Annotated in this window: 9 protein-coding genes and 2 pseudogenes; 7 read left to right on the top strand and 4 right to left on the bottom strand. The window is 44.0% G+C overall.

Annotated elements, in window-relative coordinates:
• Positions 1 to 52 precede the first annotated feature (52 nt).
• Positions 53 to 799 (bottom strand): FixH family protein, encoded by a 747-nt coding sequence (locus ACR1UW_RS06405; RefSeq protein WP_498934973.1) that lies wholly within the window; start codon positions 797 to 799, stop codon positions 53 to 55.
• Positions 800 to 1,066: 267 nt separating this feature from the next.
• Between ACR1UW_RS06405 and ACR1UW_RS06400 the strand changes: the two genes are divergently transcribed.
• Together ACR1UW_RS06400 and ACR1UW_RS06395 are read left to right on the top strand one after the other, a co-directional pair.
• Positions 1,067 to 3,202: an ATP-dependent Clp protease ATP-binding subunit gene (locus tag ACR1UW_RS06400; RefSeq protein WP_498934972.1), complete on the top strand. Its 2,136-nt coding sequence runs from the start codon at positions 1,067 to 1,069 to the stop codon at positions 3,200 to 3,202.
• Between the two features lie 268 nt (positions 3,203 to 3,470).
• Positions 3,471 to 4,657 (top strand): annotated as a pseudogene (locus tag ACR1UW_RS06395) (IS701 family transposase).
• Positions 4,658 to 4,755: 98 nt separating this feature from the next.
• Here the strand turns inward: ACR1UW_RS06395 and ACR1UW_RS06390 are convergent.
• From ACR1UW_RS06390 to ACR1UW_RS06380, 3 genes and pseudogenes are all read right to left on the bottom strand, one after another.
• Entirely contained in the window at positions 4,756 to 5,619 is an 864-nt protein-coding gene (locus tag ACR1UW_RS06390) for a helix-turn-helix domain-containing protein (RefSeq protein WP_160268956.1), read from the bottom strand.
• Between the two features lie 573 nt (positions 5,620 to 6,192).
• Positions 6,193 to 7,140, bottom strand: a complete 948-nt coding sequence (locus ACR1UW_RS06385) for a cation diffusion facilitator family transporter (protein WP_498935270.1) — start codon at positions 7,138 to 7,140, stop codon at positions 6,193 to 6,195.
• Positions 7,141 to 7,152: 12 nt separating this feature from the next.
• Positions 7,153 to 7,461, bottom strand: a pseudogene (locus ACR1UW_RS06380) (ArsR/SmtB family transcription factor).
• 150 nt (positions 7,462 to 7,611) lie between these two features.
• Here ACR1UW_RS06380 and ACR1UW_RS06375 point away from each other — a divergent pair.
• The 5 genes from ACR1UW_RS06375 (at position 7,612) to ACR1UW_RS06355 (ending at position 12,023) form a co-directional block, all read left to right on the top strand.
• Positions 7,612 to 8,508 carry a cation diffusion facilitator family transporter gene (locus ACR1UW_RS06375; protein ID WP_307899066.1) on the top strand — a complete coding sequence of 299 codons (897 nt, stop codon included), beginning with the start codon at positions 7,612 to 7,614 and terminating at the stop codon, positions 8,506 to 8,508.
• A gap of 572 nt (positions 8,509 to 9,080) precedes the next feature.
• Positions 9,081 to 9,386 carry a metal-sensing transcriptional repressor gene (locus ACR1UW_RS06370; RefSeq protein ID WP_020754474.1) on the top strand — a complete coding sequence of 102 codons (306 nt, stop codon included), beginning with the start codon at positions 9,081 to 9,083 and terminating at the stop codon, positions 9,384 to 9,386.
• Positions 9,387 to 9,398: 12 nt separating this feature from the next.
• Complete coding sequence (locus ACR1UW_RS06365) at positions 9,399 to 10,085, top strand: MATE family efflux transporter (RefSeq protein ID WP_498934969.1); 687 nt, start codon at positions 9,399 to 9,401, stop codon at positions 10,083 to 10,085.
• A gap of 82 nt (positions 10,086 to 10,167) precedes the next feature.
• Positions 10,168 to 11,301, top strand: a complete 1,134-nt coding sequence (locus ACR1UW_RS06360) for an IS4 family transposase (RefSeq protein ID WP_064214037.1) — start codon at positions 10,168 to 10,170, stop codon at positions 11,299 to 11,301.
• Positions 11,298 to 12,023, top strand: coding sequence for an MATE family efflux transporter (locus ACR1UW_RS06355; RefSeq protein WP_498935268.1), 726 nt, complete (start codon positions 11,298 to 11,300; stop codon positions 12,021 to 12,023). The genes ACR1UW_RS06360 and ACR1UW_RS06355 overlap by 4 nt, the downstream gene beginning before the upstream one ends.
• Positions 12,024 to 12,178: the final 155 nt, after the last annotated feature.

Genomic DNA, 12,178 nt, shown 5'->3' with positions numbered 1-12,178 from the left:
CACCGCAAACTCTCTTCATTAATATGGCATGCGATGTGAAATCGCGTTTCCATCAATGAACTGTCACGTGTTCGACTTGATGTTCGTGCAGCCCGCCGCTTCCTTCGACGTGCACTTTCACCGAATACGTTCCTTTGTTGGCAAACGTGGCCATGGCTTCGTACTCGCCGTTTCCTTTTTCCTTTGCATCGACAAATTCATGCTTATTGTCCGCCTGCCACATTTCAAAACGAACGGTCGCACCTGTCAACGGCTTCCCATCTTTGGAGAGGCGGACGGTCAACGCCGCCGGTTTTCCGGCTTCGAACGAACGGGACGACAGCGAAATGGCGACGGCGCCATGATGGTGTTCTTCAGCACTGCCTTGGGAATTTTCGCGCGCACCGTCAGCCGTCGCCGCCTGTTCCGGGCTGCCGGCGACAATATCTTTCTTCGGCATGTTATGCATGTCGCGCGCCGTCACATGGGCGACCACCGAATATGTTCCCGCTTCGGTGAACGTTTTTTCCACCGAGTATCGGCCGTCGCCGTCATGCTTCGCTTCAAGCATTTCCCGCTCGTCGCTTCCATGCTTCCATACTTCAAACTTGACTTCGTTCGCATCGTCTACTTTTTCGCCGCCGTACGTCACGACGCAGGCGAGCTTCGTCGGTTTGTTCAAATCGATATGATCCGGCGCATCGATTTTCACGTCAAGCACGGCCGGCGTCTCGGCTTGCTTGTTGTGATTTGTACAAGCAGCCATGATCATCATCCCCAAAAGTACAACAGCAAACGCGAAACCAACCTGTCTTCTCATCTTCACCTTTCTCCTTTTTCCTTCAAATTCATGATCATCATGAGCACCAAAGACGGAGTCTTTTCCGCCTCTTTTTCTGTTTTTCACTTTATCATAGCTTTGCCGCACCTACATTAGTATTCACCATTTTTTCAAAAACATTTCATCGTTATTACAATTTTTTTGTACAAAACACTTGAAAGTCAAAAAAGGTCAAAGTATAATAAAGCCAGAAAGTCAAAGAAAGTCAAAGTCAAATCCCAAATAAGAGAAAAGGGGGTATGTCTCATGCTATGCCAAGCATGCCAACAACGTGAAGCAACAGTGTTTGTCAACTTGCAATGGAACGGGGAAAAACAACAACTTCACCTGTGCCATGAATGCTATGAAAAGCAAAAACAACAACTGTCCATTCCGATGAACTTCGGCTTTTCACCGTTTTCCTTTGATGACTTCTTTACTAGCCCGTTCACAGCCGCCAACGCCGGAATGAGCGCGCCGAAAACGATGGCGAAGCGCCCGCAAAGCCATGGCGGTGGATTTTTGGATCAATTCGGCCGCAACTTGACGCAAATGGCGAAAGCGGGCTTGATCGATCCGGTCATCGGCCGCGACAAAGAAATCGCCCGCGTGATCGAAATTTTAAACCGCCGCAACAAAAACAACCCGGTGTTGATCGGGGAGCCGGGTGTCGGGAAAACAGCCATCGTTGAAGGGCTCGCGCTGAAAATCGCCGAAGGGCAAGTGCCGGAAAAACTATTGAACAAAGACGTGTACTTGCTTGACGTGGCGTCGCTTGTCGCCAACACCGGCATCCGCGGTCAATTTGAAGAGCGGATGAAACGGCTCATCGCCGAATTGCAAGAGCGGAAAAACATCATCTTGTTCATTGACGAAATCCACCTGCTCGTCGGCGCTGGCGCCGCTGAAGGCTCGATGGACGCCGGCAATATTTTAAAACCGGCGCTCGCCCGCGGGGAACTGCAAGTCGTTGGGGCGACGACGCTCAAAGAATACCGGCAAATTGAAAAAGACGCGGCTCTTGAGCGCCGCTTCCAACCGGTCATCGTCCACGAGCCGACCGTTGAGGAAGCGATCGTCATCTTAAAAGGCATCCAGCCGAAATACGAACAATTCCACCATGTCCGCTATACGGATGAAGCGATCGAAGCGTGCGTGAAACTGTCGCACCGCTACATTCAAGACCGCTTCCTCCCGGACAAGGCGATCGACTTGCTTGACGAGGCCGGCTCGAAAGCGAACTTGCGCCTCGGCCCGACGGATGAAAAGCAGCTGCAAGAGCGGTTGATGCAAATCGCGAAAGAAAAAGAACAAGCGGCGAAAGAAGAAAACTACGAATTGGCAGCGAAACTGCGCGATGAAGAGCTGAAGCTCGAAAAACAACTCGAGCAAGGCGTCAACCAAGAACGCCCTGTCGTCGATGCCGCCGACATCGAACAAATCATCGCCGAGAAAACCGGCATCCCCGTCGGCAAGCTGCAAGCCGATGAAAAAGAAAAAATGAAACATCTCGAAGAACACTTGGCGAAAAAAGTGATCGGCCAAGCGGAAGCGGTGAAAAAAGTCGCGAAAGCCATTCGCCGCAGCCGCGCCGGCTTGAAAGCGAAACACCGCCCGATCGGTTCGTTCCTGTTTGTCGGCCCGACCGGCGTCGGGAAAACGGAGCTCGCCAAAACGCTCGCCGAGGAGCTGTTTGGCACAAAAGACGCCATGATTCGCCTCGATATGAGCGAATACATGGAGAAACATTCCGTCTCGAAGCTGATCGGTTCGCCGCCGGGCTATGTCGGCTTTGAAGAAGCCGGCCAGCTGACGGAAAAAGTGCGCCGCAACCCGTACAGCATCATCTTGCTTGACGAGATTGAAAAGGCGCACCCGGATGTACAGCACATCTTCCTGCAAATTTTGGAAGACGGCCGCCTAACCGACAGCCAAGGCCGCACCGTCAGCTTCAAAGACACGGTCATCATCGCGACAAGCAACGCCGGTGCGACCGACAAAAAAATCACCGTCGGCTTTGAAAAAGAGGGCAACGGGCAAACAAGCGTCCTTGACTCTTTGAGCGCCTACTTCAAGCCGGAATTTTTGAACCGCTTCGACGCCATCATCGAGTTCAAGCCGCTCGAAAAAGCACACTTGCTTGAGATCGTCGACTTAATGCTCGCTGACGTCAAAGCAGCGATGCGCGAACAAGGCATCGAACTCGAAGTGACCGAAGCGGCGAAAGAAAAACTGGCCGAACTCGGCTACCATCCGGCCTTTGGCGCCCGCCCGCTCCGCCGCGTCATCCAAGAGCATGTCGAAGACAACATCGCCGACTGCCTGCTTGACGCGGATCAATCGGTGCGTGCGATCCGTATCGATGTCAAGGACAATGCCATTGTGGCGAAAATCGAATCATAACTTACAACAGAGGATCCGCCGAACATCAATTTTGCTTTCGGCGGATCTTTCTTTCCAATGGACCGTTTATCAAACCGATTTTTCACCTCGATTCAGTCAAGCACACTTTTAGTGAAGGGGTGAATATTTTATAAAATAATTTTTTTGGAACTGTAGATGAGCAAATTCACTGACATAAATTGACAACTAAACAAAAAAGGAGACATGAACCCGATTCCTTGGTTAGAATAGATGTACCACCAACTATCCACAAGGAGGTTCATGTCTCATGAATAGATTAGCACATCACCAAGGAATCCACAAGTTTTTCTTCACGCTGGGGTTGACGCTGCAGCTTTCCAAACCGGTCATCAAGCATCTCATTCATATTGTCGATGCCTTGACCACCAAGGGATTCTCGGGAACATTGACTGATATTCATTACTGGAGCTTTCATCCGAATCATCGAACGACGCTCCGTCACTTTTTCACGAAAAGCCCTTGGAACGAGGAAAGGCTGCTTGGGAAGCTTCAAGAGTGGATCCTTTCCCAGGTCGAACGACTGGCCAAACGGAAGAATCAACCCCTTTTTGTTTCGATTGATGATACGATTTGCCAAAAAACAAAGCCTTCGTCACGGGCTGTGCACGCCATTCAAGGGTGCGACTGGCACTACTCGCATAAAGATCATCAATCGGTCTGGGGCATTCGCTCGTTTGGCTGATGGTGCACACCTTCACGCAGGCGTTCCCATTTGCGTTCCGCCTGTATGACAAGAAAGCGGGAAAAAGCAAGATCGACCTGGCGATCGAGATGCTTTCCTCGCTCAAGGTGAAGCGGGCTCAGCCGGTGTATGTGCTCATGGATTCGTGGCATCCGTCCAAAAAGCTCATTGAAGCCTGCTTGAAACAGGGATTCCATGTCATCGCGATGCTCAAGACGAACCGGATTCTCTACCCGAAAGGCATCGCCATCCAAGCCAAGCAGTTCGCCCGCTATATCGAGTCCAAAGACACCCGCCTCGTCACGGTGGGGCAGGAGCGTTATCGCGTGTATCGCTATGAGGGGGCCATCCATGGCCTCGATGACGAGGTGGTGCTGCTGGCTTGGAAGGCGGATCAGCCGATGGCGCCGGAACATCTTCATTGCATCTTGAGCACCGACCGGGAACTCGGGGACGAAGACATCTTGCGTTACTATGCTCAGCGTTGGACGATCGAGTGCTTTTTCCGGCAGGCGAAAGATCAACTGAAGCTGGATGGATACCGCGTTCGCCACATTCGGGCGGTGAAACGGTATTGGGCGGTGGTGCTGCTCTCCTGCGTGTACAGCATCGCCGAATCCCGCCAAAACCTCTCCACCGGGCTGGAGCTTCTTCGGTCGCGGAAAGACCACAGCGTCGTCGAGTTCATTTATGACGCTGCAAAGCAAGATATTCCCATTGATGTGATCAAAAAACAGCTCCGTATCGCGTAAGGGGTACCCTGTTTGTCTCTCTAACCATGGAAATTATTGTAATGAAAAATGCTCATCTACAGATTGTAATTTAACAGATCCATTTGATAAGAAAAAGATTAACTAATCGAGCTGTCTGTTCCATCAACTGGATTCAGGATTTGTTCTAATTTGGTTCGGATCGCGTTTTTAAGCATGGATCTTAAATTTTTTTTATACTTCTTCTTAGTCAATGGACAAATATATTCTCCATCATCAATAACCTCGTTTTTTAACTCTCCATCTTCATTGAAAAACAACGTATATATTTCGTTGATTAGTTTATTTTCTTGCTGTATGTAGTTTATTGTTTCACTTTTGTATCCCTTGATCACTTTTTCGAAAATCATTTTAAAATCTTCAATAGACATCTCTTTCTTTAATTTGCGTTCCATTGTTTTTGGTGTTTCATTACTACTTTCTTGTTGATTTTTCTTTTCTAATTCTTGATACATCTCATCCATTTGCTCATATAAACCGATTAAAAAAGCATTTTCTTCTTCCAGTTTTTGAACTTTAACCGTTAATTCAGTGATTTGCTCGTAAACCAAGTTCAATTCATCCTGCATATTAATGAGTTGATTTTCTAATTGATTCTTCTCCTTCATGAGCTGCTTCATTAATTCTTCCGAGTGAGTGCTATCACCTTTAACTTCTTCGGAATCCAATTTATTGTGTTTTTCACGATGGTCACTCGCCAACATTGAAAAAGAGTTTTCTACATACCATTCATAAACTCCCATTATCTCAGGTAACGCTGGTCTGTGTTCTTCAATAAACTCGAATAAATCATCGTGATGAATTCGCCAACCCTCCTTTCGGTTTGCCGAACGTTCCGCTCTAATTTTTCCTTCTCTGATCCACCGGGTAACCATTTGAATTGAATCAGTGATGTAATATTCTTTCAGGATTTTTAATGCTTGATGAACATTATATACTTCCATCCCCTTCTCCCCCAATCAAAATTATTTACAAAGAAAAATATGTGAGTAATGTTATACCTATGACATTACCTAGGTAATCTTAGGAAAATAAAAACGTCCAGCTTGAGAAGCCAGACGTTCCATTTCCTATTTAATCTTAATACCAATCTACAGCAACATCATTATATTTGTACCATCAACAAACTGAAGATCAACATCATTTCTTTGACAATGCAAGACAAACATTTGTATGTCTGTTTTGTTCCTTGAAATTCAATCTGGACTGTGACAAACTACTTTCTTGATCAGCCCCTTACCTATATCCACATTCAATTCTTGAAGTGCCACTGGAAAATTATTTTGTAAACCAGTCGCTCCAATATCGACATATTCTTTAACTGGTTCGTTTTTTATAAGTTTGTAACACTCGTTTAACTGTTTCCTAATTTGTCCATCATCTTTATTAGCTGAACGTACATATATCCCAATATATTATTTTGTTTTAGATAAATATCCCATCGCTAATCCTGCTTGACCCACACCGATAACAAGAACATCAACGTTTTGTTGCATTTCAATCAGCTCCGAAAGGGATTAGACTTTCATTTCCCCATGATGGATTTGAGAGGTTTCAATTTGAATGGTTGTATGCAGAATCTTAAATTTTTCTTCAATCATGTGAATGGCATCTTGTAAAACCTTTTGGCTGTCTTGATGATCTTCAATGAGCATATGGCAGCTTAATGAATCCAATCCTGAAGTAATGGTCCAAATATGAAGGTCGTGAACGTTAATCACTCCTTCAATACTTTCTAAAGCTTTTTTCACTTCATTTTGGTCAATGGTAATGGGCGTCCCTTCCATCAAAATGTGAACTGTATGTTTAATCACTCCCCAGGCACCTTTCAAAATTAATAAAGCAACCAAAACGGAAATAATAGGGTCTGCAACATACCAGCCAAAGAGCCACATGACAAGCCCAGCGATGATAGCGCCTACGGAACCCAAAGCATCACCGATCACATGAAGATAGGCACTACGAAGATTGACATTATTTTTCACATCCCCTTTTCTCATTAACGCCCAGGCACTTAAAAGATTGGCAAAAAGACCAATGGACGCAATCAGCATCATAGAGCCGCTAGCTACGGTTGGTGGGTTGTAAAAACGCTGAATAGCCTCCCATACGATAAACCCAGCGATAACAAACAAGGTAACTCCATTAAATAAAGCGGCTAAAATTTCAAAACGATAAAAGCCATACGTTTTATTTGGGGAAGCTGGTTTGGTGGCAAACCAAATAGCCACTAAGCTAAGAACAAGTGAACTGGCATCACTAAGCATATGACCAGAGTCAGAAAGAAGGGCTAGGCTGTTTGTGATTAAACCTCCAAAAAACTCTAATAACATAATTCCAGCGGTAATGAGAAGGGCAATCGTAAGCCCTTTTTTATTCCCTTCTCTACCGTGATCGTGATGGTGTCCGTGGTGATGGTGATGACCATGGTGGTCGTGAGAATGATGGTGGTGATGATGCACGATAAAATTGCCTCCTTAATGATGTTCAGCATGGTCAATGGCTTGTTTTAATAATGAAATAACGTGTTCGTCATCGCAGGAGTAAAACAGTGTTTTTCCTTCACGGCGATACTTAACCAGTCTCAGATTTCGTAACATACTAAGCTGATGGGAACCGCTGATTGAGACATTTCCAACACTTCTGCAATGTGAGTTACATTGCACTCTTCTTGCGATAACAAATAAAGAATTTTGATTCTTGTTGGATCAGATAATACCTTAAAATATTTGCGATACATTTTCAATGGTTTCAGATTTTAAGAAAGAATGGTCTTCTGTCTTCATGATGATTTCCCTCACTTTATTTATTATATATGAGCATTATGTTCATATGTATGAATCATATTTTACATTCATTTTTTTGTCAAGTTTAGGAAATGTTTTTTAATGAAAATGTATGATTTAGCTCATAATGAATGGGAGGAGGCTGATGATATGGGACAAAATCATAATCATTCCCACGCACCGGATAACAAAAAGGGATTAATGATCGCTCTTCTTATTACTTCGGGGATAACGGTGTTGGAGTTCTTTGGTGGACTATTGACGAATAGCCTAGCATTATTATCAGACGCAGGGCATATGTTAAGCGATATTGGCTCTCTAGCTTTGAGCTTAGTCGCTATGTGGTTCGCCGCAAGACCACCTTCTCCACGAAAAACATACGGTTTTTACCGATTTGAAATACTAGCGGCTCTGTTGAATGGACTTCTCTTATTCGTCATTGCGGGATTTATTTCTTACGAAGCTTATAAACGTTTTTTTGAACCTCCAACAGTCTCAAGCGGTACAATGCTGCTCATTGCTACCATTGGATTGTTGGCAAACATGACCAGCGCATTTATTTTAACAAAAAAGAGTGATACCAAAGAAAATGTAAATGTGCGAAGTGCCTATTTGCATATTATCTCTGATGCATTAGGTGCAGTTGGGGCAATCGTGGCAGGGATTGTAATGTACTTCTTCGGCTGGTATGTGACTGACCCCATCATCAGTGTTGTCGTGTCGCTATTAATCCTGAAAAGCGCTTGGGGTGTAGTAAGCAGCTCCTTCCACATCCTGATGGAAGGAACGCCGATTACCATTGATATGGAGAAAGTAAAGCAAACGCTTCAGTCCATTGAGGGGGTAAAAGATGTTCACGATTTACACGTCTGGACAATCACCTCTGGGTTGGATTCGCTCAGTTGCCATTTGCTCATCGATGATACCAAGGATAGTCAGGACATTTTGAAACAGTCTATCCAACGGATTGAAGAAGAATTTCACATCTTGCATACGACCATTCAAGTGGAAAAATCGGACTTGCAACATGCCGATTTAAGAGTATAAAAAGGACAGCAGTGAGCTGTCCTTTACAATATCAGCACATCTTTTGTAAATTCTTCTTCAAGTTCCCGTATGACGTTATCCTCATTACTTGTTTGTTGTATTTGTTCCTCTTTTTTTCTGTTTCTTTCTTGTCTTTATCCCTGTTCATTAGAAACCTCCGTATGAATGCAGTTTATCGATCGATTCAAAATGACCGCTTTTTATTGTTCGTTTTGGGTTTCATTTTTAGCATCCTCCTTGTTACGTTCTGTATACCACCATATCATCCCCACATTTTAGTTGTGTCACATCCGCTTTCATATTTTTAGCGATGTCTTGTGATATGACAAGAAAAAAGACGTTCCAAAACTGTTTTAAGTTTGAACGCCAATTTGCTTGTCATTTTAATCTTTCCACCTCTTAACTGAACCCGTTATTTTATGTCGGTCTTTTTTCTTTTCCATCTTGAACTATCGATTCCCGTTAGTGCAATAGGTGACTTCATGGATGTAAAGATTCATCTTTTTTAGGTGGGATTTTTTATAATGACATATCCCCCATGGGGGGATATTATTATTTAAGGAGGGATTAGTATGAGTGAAAAAAATCGTGAACATAGTCATCGACACAATCATGAACATAAATACCGAAAACAAGTTATTAACCGATTAGCAAGAATCGAGGGACACGTCAGAGCTATTAAGGAAATGGCTGCTGAAGGGCGTGATTGTCCAGATATTCTTTTGCAAATTGCAGCAGTTAGAAAAGCTTTGGATAGCACGGCAAAAGTGATCTTTGCAGACCATATGGAAAGTTGTCTTGTTGATGCCGTACACCAAGGCAATGAAGATCAAGTATTAAACGATTTAAAAAAAGCTTTAGATAATTTCATACGTTAGGAAGTGATTGGTATGCTTTCAGAACGCATTATTCAGGAGCAAACAACCAAACAAAAGATTTCCATGATCATTTCCTTGGCTGTTCCAGCCATGATTGAAAATATTCTCCAAACTGTGGTTGGTTTTGTCGATACTCTTTTTGTTTCTAAACTCGGATTAAATGAAGTCACCGCAGTTGGTGTGGCTAATGCTGTCTTAGCTGTATATATCGCGGTTTTTATGGCAATCGGAGTAGGTACGTCCTCGCTTGTTGCTCGTTATATAGGAGCCGGGGATTTTGAAAAGGCAAAGACTGTAGCAAAACAATCAACTTTGATTTCTTCTATAGCAGGCTTATTATTCGGTATTATTACTTTATTGTTTGCCGAACCACTACTTCGAATAATGGGGGCGGAACCCACGGTTTTGGCTGATGGAACCGTTTATTTTCGTATTGTTGCGGGACCATCCATTTTCATTTCCCTTATGTTTATTTTTGGAAGTATTTTAAGAGCTGCTGGGGATACGAAGACACCAATGAAAGTTAGTTGGTGGATTAATTTTATTCATATTGCGTTAGATTACATCCTCATATTCGGACTAGGGTTTAATGGGTTTGGGGTTGCCGGTGCAGCTTGGGCAACGGTAATTGTTCGTATTATAGGTGCAATCGCTCTTTATTATTACATTAAAAAGTCAGGCGTGTTGATTAACCAATAATATCCATAAAAAACATAGAAAAAAGAGCACCTTTCCTGTAGAATGTAAGTAACAACACAAACAAACCTAGGAGGTGCTCTCTATGCACAAGCATACCACACTCCCAAATTTGATGCAAAAAATTGTTTCTGATGAAGATCTCCAGTCGATTACCGAAGCCGTTGGCTACCATGACACTTCGCGGACGTTTACGGTGCGCACGTTGGTTGATTTTTTTCTGCTGGCGGCACTTCACGAATGGAAAAGTTTCCGTCATGGTGCCGATGTGGCGAAAATGTACGGATTGCCGACGTTTCATTACTCGACGGTTTCTAAGAAAGCGAAAGAAGTTCCGTACGAGGTGATGAAGCGCTTATTTGCTTTGGTTGTTTCTAAGTGCAATCGCCAAACCCGCCGTTCGCTTCGCTTTCCAAAAGCATTGCGTATAGTAGACTCCACGACCGTCACCGTGGGGAAAAACCGCCTGACATGGGCACCCTATCATGGGGAACGATCCGGAGTGAAAATGCACGTCGCGTATTCCCCTGAGCAACAAATGCCGAGCGACATCGTAGAAACCGTAGGGTTGCGCCACGATGGACCGGTGGGAGAGCGGCTCACAGACGTACAAACGGTTCTTGTCGAAGATCGAGCGTACTTTAAAATTGAACGCCTCGATCGGTTTGTCGAACAGAAGCAACCGTTTGTGATTCGGATGAAAGACAATGTCGAGATCCATCAAAAAAAGAGCCTAAAGCGCCTTTCTTCCTCCTCTTCTTCTATTGTGGCGGATTTTACTTGCCAGTTAGGAACGAAACAATGTCGTTCCAAAAAGCGCCATCGCGTCGTGATCTTTCAGGATGCGAACGGGCATGAAATCCGTGTGGTCACGAACGTCTTAGAGGCATCGGCGGAAAAGATTGCCGAGATGTATCAAGAACGTTGGACAGTGGAAGTGTTTTTCCGATGGATCAAGCAATATCTAAACGTTCCGACCTTATTTGGCAACAACGAGCATGCGGTATACAACCAACTTTTTGCGGCATTTATCGCTTATGTGTTACTGAGATGGCTATATCATCGAACGGAAAAACGGACAACCTCGTCCCTTACCTTTCTTTCGTTTGTCCGTCGTTTTTTCTCTGGGCAACTTCCTCTCGAATGGAAATCCGAGATGGCAGCTGTCTTATTTGAGTATGCCCGAATATATGGGAGGAGTATGCCTAATTTTGGATAATCAACAGCCGTGTTAAAAAGTCCAAAGTTTCTTTCTCGATTTTTGGCGGTACGTCAAACAAATCATTTATTTCTCCAATTGTCAAGTTATCCGGACCAGCAGCAGCAGAAAGGCTTATTATGCGTTTGGGTCAGGTACTCTATTTTGGATTGATTGTCCGAATCGGTACCGAAACCTATGCCGCTCATACGATTGCAGGAAATATTGAAACCTTCTCTTATATGCCGGGTTATGGCTTAGCTGTAGCTGCTACGACATTGGTAGGGCAAAGCATTGGGGCTAAACTTGAAAAAGAAGCTTATAAATACGGAATGCTAACTACAGGAATTGCCGTAGGGTTTATGTCCTTCGTCGGAATTATATTGTTTTGCTTTTCACCTTGGTTCGCAACTTGGTTTACCACAGATAAAAACGCAATCGATATGGTGACTACGGCATTAAGAATTGATGCATTTGCTCAACCAGCGTTGGCTGTTGGCTTAGTTTTAGCAGGTGCTTTACAAGGGGCAGGAGATACAAAAAGTCCAATGTACAGTACAGCAATAGGAATGTGGGTCATTCGTGTCATAGGTGTTTATGTTTTGGGGATCCAATTAGGATTAGGGATAGCTGGTGTTTGGTTATCGATAGCAATAGATTTATATGTTCGTGCTATCTTTTTGTTCTTTATGTTTAAAAAGCAAATGTTTTATCGATCTAATCAAGAGGAATATCAGCATTAATCAAATAAATGGGGGAAAGGTTCTATCGAAAATCTTTTCCCCCAAAAAACCTATACCTATAATGGAACCTTATTGCCCGTTAGCCATCCGTAAAGAGAGCTTCACCACAGATGATGGAAGTTTATTCGTTCTTCCATGGGAAACAACCATGCTTT

The sequence above is a fragment of the Geobacillus lituanicus genome, from assembly GCF_050994965.1.
Taxonomy (GTDB): domain Bacteria; phylum Bacillota; class Bacilli; order Bacillales; family Anoxybacillaceae; genus Geobacillus; species Geobacillus stearothermophilus.
This window is presented reverse-complemented; position numbering and strand designations above follow the sequence as displayed.

Coding starts and splice junctions, on each gene's coding strand:
- ACR1UW_RS06405 (WP_498934973.1), bottom strand. CDS start 799: ATGAGAAGACAGGTTGGTTTCGCGTTTGCTGTTGTACTTTTGGGGATG.
- ACR1UW_RS06400 (WP_498934972.1), top strand. CDS start 1,067: ATGCTATGCCAAGCATGCCAACAACGTGAAGCAACAGTGTTTGTCAAC.
- ACR1UW_RS06390 (WP_160268956.1), bottom strand. CDS start 5,619: ATGGAAGTATATAATGTTCATCAAGCATTAAAAATCCTGAAAGAATAT.
- ACR1UW_RS06375 (WP_307899066.1), top strand. CDS start 7,612: ATGGGACAAAATCATAATCATTCCCACGCACCGGATAACAAAAAGGGA.
- ACR1UW_RS06370 (WP_020754474.1), top strand. CDS start 9,081: ATGAGTGAAAAAAATCGTGAACATAGTCATCGACACAATCATGAACAT.
- ACR1UW_RS06365 (WP_498934969.1), top strand. CDS start 9,399: ATGCTTTCAGAACGCATTATTCAGGAGCAAACAACCAAACAAAAGATT.
- ACR1UW_RS06360 (WP_064214037.1), top strand. CDS start 10,168: ATGCACAAGCATACCACACTCCCAAATTTGATGCAAAAAATTGTTTCT.